This is a genomic window from Sphingobium tyrosinilyticum, from assembly GCF_042654265.1.
Taxonomy (GTDB): Bacteria; Pseudomonadota; Alphaproteobacteria; order Sphingomonadales; family Sphingomonadaceae; genus Sphingobium; species Sphingobium tyrosinilyticum.
On record NZ_JBHSFZ010000001.1, the window covers coordinates 231,138 to 249,309 of the forward strand.

Annotated in this window: 10 protein-coding genes and 1 tRNA gene; 3 read left to right on the forward strand and 8 right to left on the reverse strand. The window is 63.0% G+C overall.

Annotation, left to right across the window (positions count from 1 at the left end; genetic code table 11):
- Positions 1 to 6: 6 nt before the first annotated feature.
- The 4 genes from ACFO3E_RS01180 to recJ form a co-directional block, all read right to left on the reverse strand.
- Positions 7 to 900, reverse strand: a complete 894-nt coding sequence (locus ACFO3E_RS01180) for an NAD(P)H-hydrate dehydratase (RefSeq protein ID WP_380801849.1) — start codon at positions 898 to 900, stop codon at positions 7 to 9.
- Positions 897 to 1,697: a histidine phosphatase family protein gene (locus ACFO3E_RS01185; protein ID WP_380801851.1), complete on the reverse strand. Its 801-nt coding sequence runs from the start codon at positions 1,695 to 1,697 to the stop codon at positions 897 to 899. The genes ACFO3E_RS01180 and ACFO3E_RS01185 overlap by 4 nt, the downstream gene beginning before the upstream one ends.
- 68 nt (positions 1,698 to 1,765) lie before the next feature.
- Positions 1,766 to 1,840, reverse strand: a tRNA-Glu gene (locus ACFO3E_RS01190).
- 101 nt (positions 1,841 to 1,941) lie between these two features.
- Positions 1,942 to 3,708, reverse strand: a complete 1,767-nt coding sequence (gene recJ, locus ACFO3E_RS01195) for a single-stranded-DNA-specific exonuclease RecJ (RefSeq protein WP_380801854.1) — start codon at positions 3,706 to 3,708, stop codon at positions 1,942 to 1,944.
- Positions 3,709 to 3,839: 131 nt separating this feature from the next.
- On the opposite strand from recJ, the gene ACFO3E_RS01200 reads away from it, so the two are divergent.
- Positions 3,840 to 5,942, forward strand: a complete 2,103-nt coding sequence (locus ACFO3E_RS01200; RefSeq protein ID WP_066525334.1) for an autotransporter assembly complex protein TamA — start codon at positions 3,840 to 3,842, stop codon at positions 5,940 to 5,942.
- A complete protein-coding gene (locus tag ACFO3E_RS01205; RefSeq protein WP_380801857.1) occupies positions 5,942 to 10,153 on the forward strand; it encodes a translocation/assembly module TamB domain-containing protein in 4,212 nt (1,403 codons plus the stop codon). Before ACFO3E_RS01200 ends, ACFO3E_RS01205 begins: the two co-directional genes overlap by 1 nt.
- Here ACFO3E_RS01205 and ACFO3E_RS01210 read toward each other — a convergent pair.
- From ACFO3E_RS01210 to ACFO3E_RS01225, 4 genes are all read right to left on the reverse strand, one after another.
- Positions 10,147 to 10,608 (reverse strand): GFA family protein, encoded by a 462-nt coding sequence (locus tag ACFO3E_RS01210; protein ID WP_066525341.1) that lies wholly within the window; start codon positions 10,606 to 10,608, stop codon positions 10,147 to 10,149. The genes ACFO3E_RS01205 and ACFO3E_RS01210 overlap by 7 nt on opposite strands.
- Positions 10,609 to 10,718: 110 nt before the next feature.
- Entirely contained in the window at positions 10,719 to 14,330 is a 3,612-nt protein-coding gene (locus ACFO3E_RS01215) for an error-prone DNA polymerase (protein WP_380801860.1), read from the reverse strand.
- Positions 14,327 to 15,919 (reverse strand): Y-family DNA polymerase, encoded by a 1,593-nt coding sequence (locus ACFO3E_RS01220; RefSeq protein WP_380801863.1) that lies wholly within the window; start codon positions 15,917 to 15,919, stop codon positions 14,327 to 14,329. The genes ACFO3E_RS01215 and ACFO3E_RS01220 overlap by 4 nt, the downstream gene beginning before the upstream one ends.
- Positions 15,819 to 16,622, reverse strand: coding sequence for an ImuA family protein (locus ACFO3E_RS01225; RefSeq protein ID WP_066525348.1), 804 nt, complete (start codon positions 16,620 to 16,622; stop codon positions 15,819 to 15,821). The genes ACFO3E_RS01220 and ACFO3E_RS01225 overlap by 101 nt, the downstream gene beginning before the upstream one ends.
- A 162-nt stretch (positions 16,623 to 16,784) precedes the next feature.
- On the opposite strand from ACFO3E_RS01225, the gene ACFO3E_RS01230 reads away from it, so the two are divergent.
- The gene (locus ACFO3E_RS01230) at positions 16,785 to 18,134 is read left to right on the forward strand and encodes a sulfotransferase domain-containing protein (protein WP_082919560.1); all 1,350 of its coding nucleotides are present in this window, start codon (positions 16,785 to 16,787) and stop codon (positions 18,132 to 18,134) included.
- The last annotated feature ends 38 nt before the right edge of the window (positions 18,135 to 18,172 follow it).

Sequence of the window (18,172 nt, forward strand, 5' to 3'; positions counted from 1 at the left end):
CTAAGGCTATTTGCAGCCGGGCTCCTCTAGCAGGCGGGGGATCAGCGGGAGAAGCTCGCGCGCGAGGAAGCCGATTGGTCCTACGGTGCGGGCAAGTTCGCGGCCCGCTCGGCCATGAAGCCAGCTTCCCCACGCCGCCGCCCGCAATGGCTCCGTCCCACGTGCAGCGAGTCCCCCGACGATCCCCGCCAGCACATCGCCGGAGCCTCCGGTGGCCAGCCCAACGCAGCCGCCCTCATGCAAAAGGCAGTCGCCGTCCGGACCCGCGATGACGCTGCGCTCGCCCTTAAGGACCACTATGGCTTGAAAGTCGCTCGCCACGCGGCGGGCGATGGCGGCGGGATCGGCGGCGATGGCCTCCGCGCTTTCGCCGGTAAGGATCGCCATCTCGCCGTGATGCGGCGTCATGATGATGTGCCCTTCATGTCGGGCTATCAGCGATTGCAGACTCCGTGCGGAGGTCAGCGCGGCGGCGTCAAGAATGGTGGTGACATGCGGTTCGGCGGCAGCGAGGATCGCCGTCACCAGTTCGTCTGTCTGCGCGCTGACATTCATGCCGGGACCAAGGACCAGCGCGTCGCAGCGCGCGAGCAGAGGCGCCAATATTTCGGCAGCACCTGCGGCGATCTCGCCATCCTCCTGCGCGGGCAGCGCGATCATCGCCGCTTCGGGCACCAGCACGCCGAGCGACATAGCGGCCGACCTGACGGTCGCCATCTGCAGCTTGCCCGCCCCTGCCCGCAGCGCAGCCTCGCCCGTCAGGCGTAGTGCTCCGGGCACGAACTCCGCGCCGCCCACCACCAGCACGCGGCCGCGGCTATTCTTGTCCGAATCGCTTTCCAGGATCGGGAGCGGGTGCGAGCGCAGCCATTCGATATCGAGCGGATCGGCGGGGATCATCCGCGGGCGCCCGCGATTGCGTCAGGCTCGCGAGTGACAGGTGTCGCCTCTTCTTCCATCGGCGCTGTCACATTGTAGCGCCGCAGCACCAGCCCGCCATCGCGCCCTTGCGACGGGTCATAGACATAGTCGGTGATCGCGCAGTTGGCGACGTCGCCTGCCCGGTCGATCGCCAATATCTCCGCCTCGTTCAGCCCCTCTATGATGTAGCGCAGACACAGCACAACGACTTGATGGGTGAAGATCATCACCCGTCGCCCGGCATAGTGCAGCGATATGGTGTCCATGACCGACCGCAGCCGCAGGATGACGTCGCACCAGCTTTCTCCACCAGGCGGGCGATGATAGAATTTTCCTAGCATCTGGCGAAATTCAAACTGCGCGGCTTCGAGATTTCGGATGCCTGAAGTCGTCAGGCCGTCCAATATGCCGAACTCCTTTTCGCGCAACCGCTCGTCAAAGCAGATCGGTTCGTCGCTGCGGGCACCTCCGGCTTCGCGGAAAACCTGCGCCGTCTGGAATGCGCGAAGATAGGGGGAGGAGAGAAGTATTTCCGGGCGATGATCCTCCGCCGCACTGGCGAACCAATGACCGAGCGCCTGCGCCTGTTCACGTCCGAGCGCGCTCAGGGGCACATCGGCGTCACGCACGGAAAGGGCGATCCGGTCCGCCTGCGCCTCTGTCGCAGCATCGCGCGCGACATTCCCCGCGCTTTGGCCATGACGGACGATGATGAGCTGGCTTGGCCAATGGAGGGACGCCACGTGATCTTCTGCCTTTCGGGTTTGCCGAGGCATGAAGAACGGTCGCGCTGCAGCTTTGATCCAACGGCCAACACCTCGCAATGGGAGGGTGGCGCAGAAAATGGTGACCCCTACGGGAATCGAACCCGTGTTTCAGCCGTGAAAGGGCCGCGTCCTAACCGCTAGACGAAGGGGCCACATGCAGAACCGCTTAGGCAGCGCTGCGAAGCGAGGGCGGCTTTAGGGGGGGAGCCTGCAACGGTCAACCCCCTTGCGACAGGAAAAACGACCTCATCTCTCAATCTGCCCAGGCGGCGTCTTCCAGATGCACTTCGGCGGCCGGGCGGCTCCCCCAGTCATCGATCTTGGCCCGGCCTGCGACCCAGAGTCTGCGATCGTGGGGGGCGCCGAGGATTGCCTGGCCAAGGTCAGTTTCAGCTTGGCGGAAGGCGATGGTCTTGATCGAGCGACCGTCCTCACCCGCCATGATCGCGCGCAAATGGCCGTTGCCGACGACATCGGCCTTGATCACGCGCATGGGTCCGGCAGCGACGAGCGGCGCGGGCCAGCCAGCTCCATAGGGTCCACCCGCTTCGATTGCGGCGACAAAGTCCGGATTGATGCCCGCGGGGGCCAGCACGGCGTCGATGAGCAGCGCCCGGTCATCACGGGCGCGCGCGACTGACGAGGCGAGCCGTTCGTCCAGAAAATCCGCAAAGGCGTCCAGCTTGTCCGCTGCCACCGTCAGCCCGGCCGCCATGGCATGGCCACCGCCCGCAACAAGCAAGCCGCTATCCTTCGCCGCCAGTACCGCCGCGCCCAGATCCACGCCTGAGATGGATCGGCCAGACCCCTTACCCGTCCCAGCCTCATCAATGGCGATGACGATGGCCGGGCGGCCGGCTTTCTCCTTGATGCGGCCAGCGACGATGCCGATCACGCCGGGGTGCCAGCCGGGACCAGCGATTACGGCGACGGCCCGGTTGCCCTGCGCGGCTAGCAACTCCTCCGCCTCAGCCTGGACAGCCGCTTCAATGGCGCGGCGCTCCTCGTTCAACTGGTCGAGTTCGGCAGCGATGTGCGCGGCTTCCAGCGGGTCTTCGGTCGTAAGCAGGCGCACTCCCAGATCCGCCTTGCCAACGCGGCCGCCCGCATTGATGCGTGGGCCAAGTGCAAAGCCCAGGTCGTGGCAGAGCGGCGCGCGGCTGAGGCGGCTGGCGTCGATCAAGGCGGAGAGGCCGATATTGCGGCGCTTCGCCATGACCTTCAGCCCTTGGGCGACAAAGGCGCGATTGAGGCCCTTCAGCTGCGCAACATCGGCAACGGTGCCGAGCGCCACGATGTCGAGCAGTTCCATGAGGGCGGGCTCGGCGCGCTGGCCGAACCAGCCCCGCCTGCGCAGGACGCGGATCAACGCGGCGCCCAGTAGGAAGGCGACCCCGACGGCCGCAAGATGGCCGTGGGCGGCCGCTTCCTCCACCTCGTCCAGGCGATTGGGATTGACGAGGGCGAAAGCCTCCGGAAGGGCGGCGGCGCATTTGTGGTGGTCGATGACGACGACATCGACCCCCACCGCCTTCGCCATGGCGAGCGCTTCAAAAGCCTGCGCGCCGCAATCAACAGTGACGATCAGGGTCGCCCCCTCCCCTGCAAGGCGAACCAACGCTTCGCCGGAGGGGCCATAGCCTTCCATCAGCCGATCAGGGATATAGGGCTGCGCTGCAAGGCCAAGGTCACGCAGCAGGCGGATCAGCAAGGCCGCGCTGGTCGCGCCATCGACATCATAGTCGCCGAAGATGCGGACCTGTTCGCCCTTTTGAACGGCGTCCGCCAAGCGCTCGGCAGCGTGGTCCATGTCGCGAAACAGGCTGGGGTCCGGCATGAAATGGCGGATCGTGGGATTGCGATGGGCCTCGACAGCCTCGCGCGGACAGCCCCGGGCCAGAAGCAGTTGGGTTACGAGATCGTCGGGCAGATAGCCCGGTCCACGCGCGTCCGCCCCTGCCCCACGCCAGCGCCACGGTTGTCCAAGGATCGAGCGGGAAACATTGAGCGCGACAGTCATGTCCGATCCCTAGACGGGTCGAGCGACTGAGGGAAGCGGTTCACCGAGAGGCGCGGAACCCAAGTGCGCTTTTGCGCGTATTCCTCTTCCGCGCGCGTGCACGGCGGACTGAAAGGGGCGGCGAAGTTTAGATGGGTCCAAGGCAGGCGAACCGCGTCCGGCATGCCTTGGGCGTCCTAATGATTGCTGCATCCCCCTTGGCGCTTCACGCCCAAACTCCGCCCAGTTCCGCTACGGCCGAGCAGGAGCCGCCGATCCTGCCGGACGAAGAATTTGAAGCGCGTCTTCCCAAGGCGAGCGAAGCCGACCCCGCCAACCCTTCCGCACCGCTGCCGTCGATCGAAAGCTGGATCGATCAGCAGATGCCGCAGGCCAGCGGCGCTGCAGAGCTGCCTCCCGCCACCGAACCGGCTGCTGAAGCAGAGCTGGCCCAGCCGCTGCCGCCCCTCGACAGCGTCACTGTCCCAGCGCAAGTCGCAACCACAGATCCAGACAAGAAGACACCCGTCGTGCGCTATGCCATCGAGATCGACGGGTTCGGCAAGACGGGGCTGGAGGACGAGTTCCGCGACGAGTCCGCGCTGGTTGATGGAGACGGGCGTGCTGAGACCGCCGCTATGGTGCAGGCGCGCGCGCATGAGGATGAAGCGCTGGCCGTGCGGCTGCTCTATTCACAAGGCTATTATGACGCCGCGGCCCTTGCGTCGCTCGATCAGACCGGCGATGGCGGGCTGAAGGCGGTGCTGTCCGTCACGCCGGGGAAGCGGTACAAGATCGGAGAGATCGTCGTAAATGCAGGGCGCACCGTACCGCCTAGTCTCATCCGCGACAGCCTATTGCTGAAGACCGGCGATTATATCATCGCAGCCGACGTCGAGGCCGCCGAGGCGAATGTCGGCGTGAAGCTGCCCGAAAATGGCTATCCTTTCGCCAAGGTGGGCGAGCGCGACATATTGCTCGACCCCGCCACCGTGACGGGAGACTATACCCTTCCCGTAGAGGTCGGACCGCGCGGCTCCTTCCGGGGGATCACCACTGCAGGCCCCAAGCTGGCGTTTGGCGCCGATCATGTGAAGGTCATCAGCCGCTTCAAGCCGGGCGAGCTGTACGACAGCCGCAAGGTGGACGATCTGCGGCGCGCGCTGGTTGCGACAGGTCTATTTTCCAGTGTCACCGTCGATCCGGTGCGGACGAACGAGCCTGGGCCGGACGGCACCGAATATGTCGATCTGCATGCCGAGCAGGAAGCCGGGCCGCCGCGCACTCTGGCAGGCGAGGTTGGCTATGGCACCGGCCAAGGCTTCCGGGCCGAAGCGACATGGACGCACCGCAATCTTTTCCCGCCAGAGGGCGCGCTGATCGCCAAGGTGATCGCGGGCACGCAGGAGCAAGGCGTGTCGGGCACCTTCCGCCGTTCCAATGCGGGCAAACGGGACAAGACGTTCCAGGCAGGCGTGCTGCTCAATCATCAGAAATATGATGCCTATGAAGCCTTCACGGCGGGCCTCAACATCAGCTGGGCGCGGCAATCGACGCCGATTTTCCAGAAGCGCTGGACCTATACCTATGGCGCGGAGATCCTGCTTTCCAACGAAAAGACCACGATCGATCCAGCGACGGGGGAAAGTGAAAGGCTGACCTATTTCATCGGCTCGCTGCCGGTGCAGCTAGGCTATGACCGGTCGAACGATCTGCTCAATCCCACCAAGGGTTTTCGCGCCAACCTGCGCGTTTCGCCCGAAGCATCGCTGCAGGGCAATGTGTCGCCCTATGCGCGCGCGACCTTCGACCTTAGCGGCTATTACCCGCTGTCCGACGCGTTGGTAATCGCGGGCAGGACCCGGCTGGGCACGATCAGCGGCGCGGCCCGCGACCAGATCGCGCCTTCGCGCCGGGTCTATGCGGGCGGCGGCGGTTCGGTGCGCGGCTTTGGCTATCAGGAATTGGGACCCAAGGACGTCAATGACGATCCCATTGGCGGCCGTTCAGTCAATGAATTCGCGGTAGAGGGCCGCTACCGCTTCGGCAATTACGGCGTGGTCGCCTTCGTCGATGCGGGCCAGGTCTATGAAAGTTCGATCCCGAAATTTTCCGACATCCGTTATGGTGTGGGAGTCGGCGGACGCTTCTACACCGACTTCGGCCCGTTCCGCGCCGACATAGCCATGCCGATTAATCGCCAACCTGGGGAATCCAAATTCACCCTCTATATCGGCATCGGGCAGGCATTCTGATGGCAGAAGATACGCCTCCCACCGACGGCGCCGAAACCATCGTGATCCGGCAAGGTCGGCCGCTGTGGCAAAGGATCGTGTTGGGCGCGACTGGCCTGATCGTCGCTTTAGTCGTTCTGGCAGCAGGATTACTGCTGTTCCTGAACACCCAGCCGGGCAAGAAATTCCTGATCCGGCAGATCGCGGCCCTCAAGCTGGAATCGGGCATGGCGATCGAGGTCGGGCGTATCGAAGGTTCGGTTTACAGCGACATGGTCATCCATGACCTGGTGCTGCGCGATCCAAAGGGGCCTTTTGCAGTCAGTCCGCGCGTTCATGTCGTGTGGAACCCGTTCCGCTACCTCAACAATCATATCAGCGTGCGGCTGCTGGAAAGCCCGCTGGTGATTCTGGCCCGCAGTCCACAGTTCAACGTCACAAAGAGCGACCCGAACGCGCCGATCCTTCCGGATTTGGACATCGATGTCGGTCGGATGAAGATCGCAAAGTTTGTGCTTGCAAGGCCCGTCATCGGCCAGAAGCGCGAGATCGCAATCGATGGCGTCACGCATATCGCGGACGGCCGCGCGCAGCTTAGCGCCGACGCGGTCGTCAACAGTGGCGATCGTCTGCAAGCCTGGCTCGACGCGGTGCCGGGCCAGAACCGCCTTGCGATGAAAGGCACGCTGACGGCTCCTAAAGGCGGCGTGATCGCAAAGATGAGCGGCCTGACCGATGGCATGACCGCCACGCTGGACGGCCGAGGAACATGGCAGGCGTGGAATGGGCGGATCGTTGCGACATCGCCAAAGGGTCAGCTTGCCGACATCGCGCTGGCGGCGCGGGACGGCAATTTCACGGCGAAAGGTCCGGTGCGGCCGGGCTTGGTCTTCGCCGGGACCATCGACCGGCTGACAGCGCCAGCACTGAGCATCGACCTTTTCGCGGGACTGAACGAACGACGGGTGAACCTGAAGGGATCGCTGCGTTCTACCGCGATAGCTGCGACGGCGCAGGGGCTGATCGATCTGGGTCGGAGCAGGTTCAGCGGTCTCAAGATCGACGCCGCGCTGCTAACCCCCGGGGCAATCATGGAAAAGGTGCGCGGCAAGGATGTTCGCGCGTCGGTGATCCTGGACGGGCCGATGGCGACGCCCTTCATCGACTATGATCTAAGCGCCGCTCTGCTTGCCTTCGACCAGACCGGCATCGAGGGATTGAAGGCCAAGGGCCGGGCGGTCCTCGACGCCGATCGCATCCGCATCCCGGTGAACGCCACCGCGCGACGGGTGACGGGGCTCAATGCTGCGGCGGGCGGATTGCTGCAGAATCTGCGCGTGAAAGGCGATTTCGCTTATGCCGCAGGCAAGCTTATCAGCGACAATCTGAAGATCGACAGTGATCGGGTGGATGCGACCGCGATCGTGCTCGCTGACCTTGACAATGCGATCTATCGTGGTGCGCTCAAAGGGCGGGTGAACGACTATAAGATCGACGGCGTAGGTATCGTCAACCTGAGCACGGACGTCGAACTGGTGCCGGGCCCCAAAGGCGGTTGGGGCTTGTCCGGCAAGTTCGGCGTGCGGACGGCGCGATGGGAGAATGCGTCGGTCCGCGATTTCCTGGGCGGCAATGCGGTCATGTCCGGGCGCATCGGCATGACGCCGGAGGGCAAATTCACTCTCGCGGGCCTTAAAGGCGCAGCACCCAATTTCCGCGTCCATTCGGGGACGGGCAGCTATGATACGAATGGCGCGATCACGTTCGATGCCGCCGCTTCATCTCGCCAATATGGCCCCTTAGCGCTGAGCGTGCGCGGCACGATGGAACGTCCACGGGCCGTGCTACGCGCGCCGCGTCCCAATGTGGGCGTGCAACTGTCCAACGTCGTCGCGAAGCTGAATGGCGAAGCGGCTGGTTACCGGCTGGAGGCGACAGGCGGGTCTGCCTATGGCCCCTTCTTCGCCGATGTGCTGATCCGCACGGCAAAGGGTCCCCTGACCATAGACATAAGGCGAGCGCGCTTCGCTGGCGTGGACATGAATGGCCGCGTGCAGCAGACCGCCGCTGGCCCGTTCGCAGGGCAGCTCGCGATGAACGGGTCGGGCATCAACGGGACGGCCCGGCTGTCGGCCGTTGGCAAGGCGCAGGGCGTTGCCGTCAACGCAACCGCGAGTAATGCCAAATTGCCTGGCGAGGCAGAGGTGGTGATCGGCCGCGCGATCCTGACGGCGAACATGGTGCTGACCGATCAGCCGCGCATTACCGCCGATGTGCAGATGGCGAACGCGGCCTATGGCGACTATGTCGTGCGGAAAGCGCGTGGGCGCATCGATTATCAAGGCGGTCGCGGGCGGGCACAGTTGGTCGCGGATGGATCGACCGGGGTGCCTTTCTCCATCGCGATGAATGCGGCGCTGCGTCCGGCCCTTTATGCGGTGGCGATTGAGGGCAAGGCGAGCAACATCCCCTTCCGTTTCGCGCAGCCGGCGATCATCCGGATCGAACGGCAGGGTTATAGGCTGGAGCCGGCAACGCTTGTGCTGCCGCAGGGCCGGGTCGATCTGGCCGGGCGTTTCGGCGCGCAGACCGCATTGCAGGCGCGGTTCAAGGATTTCGACCTGGCGATCATGAACCTGATGAGCCCCGGCCTTGGCATCAGCGGCAAGGCGACAGGCGCGCTTGACTTTGCCCAGAGCGGCGGCGCCTTCCCCACCGCGACCACGCGCCTTGCCATCGCCGAATTCCGCCGCTCCAGCCTGACAGCCGTGTCGGACCCCGTCTCTATGGCAGTGGAGGGCCGCCTTTCCGGCCGGGGCGGCGACCTGCGGGGCCTCATCCGGCGGGGCAATGCGCCTCTCGGCCGCTTCATCGCAACGTTTGCGCCGCCGGGTCCGGGAGCAAGCTGGACGCAGCAGCTTCAGTCTGCGCCGCTGGGCGGAGGCATCCGTTATGCAGGGCCTGCCGATGTTCTCTTCTCCTTCGCCGGGCTCGCCGACCAGCAGTTGAGCGGTCCCATCGCCGTTGCTGCCGATTTCAGCGGCCGCCTGACTGCGCCGCGGCTCAACGGGATCGTCCGGGCAAATGCGCTGACTTATGAAAATGAGACGTTCGGGACGCGGCTGACGCAGATGCGGCTCGACGGGCGCTTCACTAATGATCGGCTGGAGATACGCGATTTCTCGGGCCGGGCGGGTGATGGCACAGTGCAGGCGAGCGGTTCGGTAGGGCTGGCGGCGGACAGCGGCTTTCCCATGAAAATCGCAGTGAAGCTGGACCGCGCGCGCATCGCTCGCAGCGAAGCGATCACCAGCGTCGTAAGCGGGACCGTCAATGTCACCAACAGCGCAGCCAATGGCGGGTTGATAAAAGGCGACCTTTGGTTGCCCGAAACACGATATCGCATCGCGTGGCAGGGAGGGGCCAAGATCCGGCAATTGCAGGGCGTCCGGCGGAAGGGTGAAGGCACCGACCTGCTCGACCAGCGGCTCGCCTCACGGCAGGCCGCAGCTGCGCCAGCCGACTGGAAACTCGACATACGCGTGCGCGCCGACAATGAAATCTACCTGACCGGTATGGGGCTCGATTCTGAATGGAAGACCAACATGCGGGTCACCGGCACCACCACGGCGCCGCGTATCGTTGGCAAGATTGAAGTGATCCGGGGCCGCTACAGCTTCTCGGGCCATCAGTTCGATTTGGAACAGGGCGTCATCACCTTCAACGGGCCGATGATGAACCCGGTGCTGGCGGTCCGCGCTGAAACGCGCATCAACACTGTGACAGCCGGTATCGCTGTCGGCGGGACGGCGCAGCGGCCCGACATCAGCTTTATATCGACGCCCACCCTGCCGCAGGATGAAATCCTGGCGCGCATCCTGTTCGGCGACAATGTCGCGAACCTGTCGGCGACGCAGGCGATCCAGCTCGCGGCGGCTCTCAATGGTCTGCGTGGCGGCGGCGGCGGGCTCAACCCTATGGGCAAGTTGCAGAATGCCTCCGGCGTCGATCGCATTGGCATCGTGAGCGGGGACGAGGCATCAGGGCGTGGTACGTCGCTGGCGGTGGGGCAGCATATCTCCAACAATATCTATGTGGAGGTGATTACCGACCCCAAGGGCTTTACCGCAACGCAGCTGGAAATCTCGCTGTCCAAAACGCTGAGCCTGCTGTCGAAGACAGGCACCAATGCGGGATCGTCGGCGAACCTGCGTTATTCGAAGGATTATTGAGCCCGTTCGGATCGGTAACGGGCGATCAGCCCTTCATATTCTTCCATAGCGGGAAAGCGGTCGAAGCTGACCCTTGCGCCCGTGGTCGCCCAAGGCAGTTTCTCGGCGGTCTGCGTTTCCATCCAAGGCGCGAACCAGCTCGCATCGTCGAGCAAAGTGGCGCGGACATTGACAAAGCCAAGATCGGACGCAGGCCGAGTGAAGACCCAGCTTTTGCACCAGTCGCAATGATGATGATGGACATGCTCGCCATGAAGGCCGCCGATAACAGTGTCGCCAGCGATCAGTTCAAAGCCGCTCAACGGCATGACGAGGGTGGTGGAAAAGGCGCTGCCGGTCATCTTCTGACAGCCATGGCAATGACAGGCGGTTTCGCTCCAGGGAGCCTCGCTTAGCCGGAAGCTGATCCGGCCACAGCGGCAACCCCCTTCGATAGGAAAGTTGGGCAGTGTCATAGGCTGTCCTTTGCGCGTTCAGAGTGATCCCTCAAAATAGCGGCAGTAGCGGATTTCGTCCCTTTCCTCATTTGGGTGGACGGAAAATCGTTTGCTGCTGCCTCCAATCCTCAATGAAAATCCCGCGATTTGGGCAATATCCGCACGTTGCGGGGATGTCCGGAAGTGCGCGGGTGCTGGGGGTGGATGAATTCGTCCGCGCGAGACAGGGCGATGTGCGACCGGTGCACATCGGACAGGCGCGACAATTCGGCCGTGCGATCATGCACGCGGTTCGCCATCAGGTGGACCACTCCTTCCTTGCTGCGCTGCACCTCTCCTTCGACCAGCATCAATCGCGAGGCCATGACAGGCCGGCGCTGCATTTCGAACAGCCGCGCCCAGAGCAGGATATTGGTGATCCCCGTCTCATCCTCGATCGTGATGAAGACGGCATTGCCCTTGCCCGGCCGCTGCCGCACCAGCACCACTCCGGCGGTCCGCACCAGCGCGCCATTTTTCGCCGCGCTGGTCTGCGCGCAGCTCAGCACGCCTTCCGCATCAAAGAGCGGTCGCAAAAACTGCATTGGATGGCCTTTAAGCGATAGCCGCGTCATCTGATAATCGGCAGCAACCTGTTCGGCGAGCGGCATGGCGGGCAGCTTCGCATCGGGCTCCTCACCCAGTTCCCGTGCGGCTTGGTCCCGCTTTCGGGCAGCGGCGAACAGCGGCAGTTCGTTCGAAGGGGTCCGCCGCGCTTCCCATAATGCCGTCCGCCGGTCCTGCCCCAAGGAACGGCAGGCGTCGGCATCGGCCAGCAGCCGCAGCGCCCGAGCAGGCAGCCCCGCCCGCCGCGCCAGATCCTCAAGGCTGGTGAACAGCCCCTGCCCCCGCGCCTCGACCAGCCGGTTTGCCCACTCTTCGCGAAAACTATCGATCTGCCGGAAGCCTAGCCGCAGCGCGAGCGCACGTCCGGTTCCCTCGCCCCGGCGGCTGTCGCGCGACCGCAACAAGGGTTCGAGGCTGTTGTCCCATCCGCTCATGTTCACATCGGCATCATGCACGGCAACCCCATGCTCGCGCGCATCGCGCACGATCTGAGCCGGTGCGTAAAATCCCATGGGCTGGGAGTTCAGCAGCGCGCAGGCGAAGACGGCGGGTTGATGGCATTTGATCCAGGCCGACACATAGACCAGCCGTGCGAAGGACAGAGCGTGGCTTTCAGGGAAACCATAGCTGCCGAACCCCTCGATCTGCTTGTAGCAACGCTCGGCAAAATCCGCCTTGTAACCGCGCCTCACCATCCCGCGGATCATCTTGTCCCGGAACTTGTCCATGCCCCCGACCTGACGGAAGGTGGCCATCGACCGGCGGAGCTGGTTCGCTTCGTCAGGCGTGAACTCGGCGGCAATGATGGCGAGCTTCATCGCCTGTTCCTGGAAGAGGGGAACGCCGTAGGTATGGCCGAGCAGGGTTTTCAACTCATCCGAACGGCCATGATCGGGGCTTGGCGATGGAAATTGCACCTTCTCTTCACCGCAGCGTCGCCGCAGATAGGGGTGCACCATATCCCCTTCGATCGGGCCAGGCCGGACGATCGCCACCTGCACCGTCAGGTCATATAGGGAGCGCGGCCGCAGCCGCGGCAACATGTTGATCTGTGCCCGGCTTTCCACCTGGAACACGCCGATGCTGTCGCCCTTAGCCAGCATGTCATAAACTCGCGGATCGTCGGACTTGAGATCGATGGTCAGGTCATGATCGCCAAGATCATGGGCCCGCATGAGGTCATAAGCCTTGCGAATGCAGCTCAACATTCCGAGTGCGAGCACATCGACCTTCATCAGTCCCAGAGCGTCAATGTCATCCTTATCCCATTCAATGAAGCTACGGTCCACCATGGCCGCATGATGCAGTGGAACCGTTTCATCGAGCCGGTTCTGAGTCAGTACAAAGCCGCCCACATGTTGTGACAGGTGGCGGGGAAAAGGCGCTTCCAGCAACTGATTCACAATGCCCCGCAGCCGCACCATCTGTGGATTATCAAGGGCAAAACCCGCCTCCACGATACGTGCATCGCCCATGTCGCCTGAATAACTGCCCCAGACTGTAGAGGAGAGACGCGAAGCGAGGTCTTCGCTGAGGCCCAGAACCTTGGACACTTCCCGCACTGCACTGCGGGAACGATAATGGATGACGGTTGCAGCTATGCCGGCGCGGTGGCGGCCATAGCGTTCATAGACATATTGCATGACCTCTTCGCGGCGCTCATGTTCGAAATCCACATCGATATCGGGAGGCTCGTCCCGTTTTTCCGACACAAAGCGGGAAAAAAGCAGGTCATGCTTCAACGGATCGACGGATGTAACGCCCAGCAGAAAGCAGATCATCGAATTGGCGGCAGAGCCCCGCCCCTGGCACAATATGCCTTTCATCCGTGCAAAGGCGACAATGTCGTGAACCGTCAGGAAGTAGCTGGCGTAATTCCGATCCCGGATCAGCTGAAACTCATCATCCAGCAATTTTCGAACAGCTTGCGGAATACGGGGACCATAGCGCGCATGCGCCGCCGAAAGGGTAAGTTCCTCCAGCCACTGCTGCGCCGTCCAGCCTTCGGGCACCGGCTCATGGGGATATTCATAGGCTAGCTGATCCAGGGTGAAATTCACTTTATCCAGAAGGCGACGCGTCTCCGCCACGGCTTCCGGGCAGGTTCGAAACAGCCGTGCGATTTCCGCAGGCGCGTGGATGTGCCGCTCCGCATTGGCTTCGAGCAGACGCCCCGCCTTGGCGAGAGTGGTCCCTTCGCGAATGCAACTCAGCACATCCTGCAAGGGTCGCTGCGCCGGACTGGCGTAAAGCGCGTCCATAGTAGCAATCAAAGGCACGCCACTACGCTCGCCCAAAAGCTTGAGATGGGCCAGACGCCGCCCATCACGCCCATCCCGCCGAAGCGCAGCGCCCAGCCATATGCGGCCCGGCGCCAAACGGGACAGCCGGATCAGCAAAGCCTCCAGATCAGCGGGGCGCGGTGGAGGGACGAGGCTTAGATGCCCTTGGCGGATCGCTTCCTTGGACGGCCTCTCATCATATTCATAAGCCACGGGTCGGCGGTGCGCCGTCTGTTCGGTAGCGGTGGAATAAGGCAGCACGATCAAGAGCAGATCGTCGAGATAAGCCGTCAATTCCTCATAGCTAAGGATGCAATCTCCCTTTACCGACTTCAAATTGCCTTTGGTCAGCAATTTGGTGAGTTCACCCCAGCCTCTTCGCGTCGATGGATAAGCGACAATGTCGGGCGTGCCATCGGCAAAGACCAGACGTGCCCCGACGATCAGCCGCAGATCGGTCTTGCACGCCTGCTCCTCTTCCTCAGTAAGCCCCAATGGCTGGCCCGCTTCCTTTTTGGCTTCAAGCAGGCGGGCCTTGGCGAGTTCTGGCGCACGCTTGCGGGCCACATGCGCGCGCACAACACCTGCCACGCTATTGCGGTCGGCAATGCCCAATCCTGTGAGCCCAAGATGGATGGCCTGCGCGACCATGTCGGAGGCATGCGATGCCCCTCGCAAGAGGGAAAAATGGGTTGCGGCCACCAATTCCGCAAAAGCAGGCCCTTCCTTGGCCGGTCGCCGAGGCTCGGCCCGCTTCAGCCTCTCCTTCCCCCTCGCCGCCTCGATCACATTCAACTCGCGCCGATCGATCGACTTGGGCTTGGCAGGATCAGGATAGCCCCGGCCTTTCATGCGAACAGGCCGTGGATATACCAAAGTGGATGGGCGGCTTCTGCGCCGTAGAGGCCGTGGCGGAAAATCCAGTAGCGCCGCCCGCGCGCATCCTCGATCCGGTAATAATCGCGGGTGAGGCCGATGCTTTCACCCGCCAAGGCGCCATCCTTCGCCTTCCACCATTCAGGTGCGATCCGCTCGGGCCCTTCATAACGAGTGACTTCATGCGCCCCTCGGCGCCAGCGAAAATGATGCGGAGGGCCGTCGGGAACCTCCGCTATCACCTCTAAAGGTTGGGGCGGATCGAACAGGTGGATGGGGCGCATCGGGGGGTCGCCTGGATCGGACTGACGCGGCCAACTGGATGGCATGCGGCTTTCGACGGCAGGCAAGGCGAGCTGCGCCTGTTCGGGAATATGGCTGTCGCGCGGCTCGAGACGCTGGATTCGTCCCCGGCCCGTACGGACGGAAAGGCGATCGATGAGCGCGGCGATCGCTTCCTCGCGACGCGCTTCTCCGCCTTCCAACGCCAGCTGGGTGGCGGCCATCCTTTCAGTCTGGGGCACGACGAGGCACAGCATGTCGAACCCGAAACCAGGGTCGAGCGGGTCGGAGAGGCTGTCGATCCGTTCCTGCACCAGGCGCATGATGGAAGGCGCATCGCGCACGGGCAGGCTGGTTTCGACCCGCAGCGGAAAGGCGAGGCCGTCGGTGCGGAAGAATAATATCTCGAACCGGCGCCCACCCTCTCCCCGTTCGCCAAGACGCTCCCCCGCTTCTGCGGCCATTCCCTCCAGGGTTCGAAGCGCATAGGCGGTGCTGCCTAATGGTTCGGCAAAGCGGCGTTCAATGCGGACAGCGGCGCGCGGGCGACGCGGGGCAAGGGGGCGGTGGCCAAGGCCCAGCAGGCGGTGAAGCGCATCCACCGCTTCCTCGCCAAAACGCGCCGCCAGGGTTGGCGCGGGACGCGCGGCGAGGTCTCCCACCGTGCGCAACCCTGCCCGGCGCAGCGCAACCGCGCTTTCCTCCTCCAGCCCCAGCGCCTCGATTGGCAGGCGCCGCAGGGCGCCATCCTCGTCAGCGGCAGGGACGGAGGCGAAGCGGGCGAGCGCGTGGGCGCCTTCGGGTGTACCCGCCAGCGCATGGCGCACACGCATGCCGTGCCGTTCCAGCCGCTCCATCGCCTCACGCGCCAACGCTTCCTCACCATTCCAAAGATGCGCGCAGCCGCTGATGTCGAGCATCAACCCCTGGGGCGGATCCAGCGCAGCGATCGGCGTATAGCGGGCACAGCCGTCGCACAGCCGCTCCAGCCAGTCCTGATCGGCATGGGGATCGGTTTCGAACACTCGCAGATCGGGCTCGCGTGCCCGCGCGTCGGCCAGCGTCATTCCAGCGCTGAGGCCGATCGCCAGCGCATCGGCGTCCAACGCCATGAGCCGCATCGCCCCGCGAACCGTCTCGACAATGACAGCGGGGGCATCCTGCCCCTTTGCCGTCCAGAGATCAGGCCGCGCGATGCGCAGCCGGTCGAGCGGGAGGAACGGGAACCACAGCGCAAGATAACAGCGAGTCCGCACTGTCACTTCTCCGGTTATGGCGTTCATCGCATTCTTCTCCAAACACGCCCCGGTCGCTGTTCCACACAAGGCGCCATGTCATGCCGTCGGGTCCTGACCGGCGGCGCAGCAAGCTAAGGTCAAAGGCGGTCATTCCCGGCGCATTGCCCGCCAGTGGCACGGAAGGCGCAGCCGTCACCCGCCAGCGCGTGTCAGCTGCGCTGGGCGCCGGATCACCACCGATGCGCAGCAGAAAGGCGGTAACCCCTGATGCTTCCGCCGCGAGCGCGAGACGACGGCTGGCGGTCAAGTCCAGGAGCGGGGCGCGCCCTCGCAATTCGATCACGAGCGCACCTAATGCGGGGCAACGCAGTGCATCGACCGCCGCGCGCAGCAGCAGCGCTTCATCTTTCATGACCCCGATCAACAAATGGGCGGAATCTATTCCGAGCGCGGTAAGGCCGGGGCCATAGGGCTGTCCGGCCGCTCCATTTGCGAGGCGCAGCCAGAACAGAGGAGACTCGTTCGCTGCGAGATGAGCGAGAATCAGGGATAGACCGGCGGTGGCACCTTCATCTTCCTCATTTCCGAACAGTTCATGTATGCGGCCCTGCGCCAGACCGCCCTGAAATGCCTGGTCAAAGGGCCTATGGCCGGTTGCGATGCACGCACCCTCTTGGGTTGCTGGAATTCCTTCCAACGATGCGATGTGCCGCCTGAGGGCTGCAAGCGTGTTCACCGACTCGACCATATAAATGTTCTCTATATGTTCTTTTCGGGGGTCGCATCCCTCCTGTCAATAAAGTTAGCGCAGATTAGGACAGCAAGGAAACTGTTTCACCTTCGTTACACACTTTGGCCATCATCCAGAAAAGTTCCACACGCCAGCGGCTTGCCAAGCTAATCTATATTTATGGACACGCCACTGATCGCCTCACTCACCCAGGCTCCCTCTCTCCTGGCCCGCCGGATTTCTTCAGCCCGTAGTCTGCGGCTGGTATCCAGTGCCGCGACGGCTCTTCTCGCTTCCTATCCGAAGTCAGGCAGGACATGGCTGAGGTTTATTTTGGCGCAATATTTCCTCGCGTCGCGCGAATATTCTCCGATCACAACGCAGAGCATGTTCACCTTTGCGCCGAATTTTGATTTGGATCCTGTGCGCGGCATACCGGCCTTCGTCCGCAGATCGGAAGAGGCTTCCTTTCCTTTGATCCCTTCCACCCATCTGCGCTTCAAAACGACCCTGCCCAGCCGGCTTCCGGTCATATTTCTGATCCGTGATCCGCGGGCGGTACTCACGTCCGATTATCACCATGTCACGCGGCACAAGATGTCCTTCCGCGGCAACATTGACGATTTCCTTGTGGATGAAGACCGGGGCCTGCCGCACTACATAAAATATATGAATAGCTGGTCAACTGGCCTCGCACGGCATGATCATCATATCATATATTATGAGGATCTACTGGCCCATACGGCGTCAGAAGTAGAAAAGTTGCTCAACTTCCTGGGTGAAGCGGTCAACACCCAAGCCCTACAATATGCCGTGGAGAATTCGTCTTTTGAAAAACTGAAGGCATTGGAACTTGCCCAGGGCATTCCCGGTCATGTCTATGACAGATCGGATGCAGATGCCTTGCGGATGAGAAAAGGACAGTCCGACAGCTTTCGCGAAGAGCTGACAATTGATCAACAAAAATTCATAGAGGATAGCTGCAAATCTCAGTTGAACCGGCGCATGCTGACGAAACTGGACCGGTACGGCTTCCTGGACACGCACCCGTCCGCTGCTGCCGGACAGAGTGGAAGTGCAACACTCGCAGCACCGAAGGAACCGGCGAACGATTCCACGATCAAGCGCCGTCTGACAAATCTCGGGGTGCAACTGCTGAGCGAAGCGATGGTCATCATTGGCCTTGCCGCCATGCTCATCGCTCCGCCCATATTGGCCATAGAGGCGGGCGAATGGCTGTTCCGGCGAGAATGGGACGGCCATTCCCTGGAAGATGGCCTCGCCCTGTTCGGGATCGACAGGGTGGGCCCTGTGGAAACACCGACTGAACAGGTCCTGGACGTTCTTCTGGCGCTACCGCTTACGATCACCTTGTTCATGTATGGCCTCCTCACGCTGTTGGCGGGGGTGCATTTTGGTGACTGGGGCCTGCAGGGAGTGAAGCTCAAGAAAAATCTCGCGGTCCGACAGAGCAGAACGCCCCGCAAGGTCATGCCCAAGAAACCGCCCTCCGATCTTGAGCCGGCATGACAGGCGCCCAATCCGATCCTTGTCCCGCGCCAGCGCAA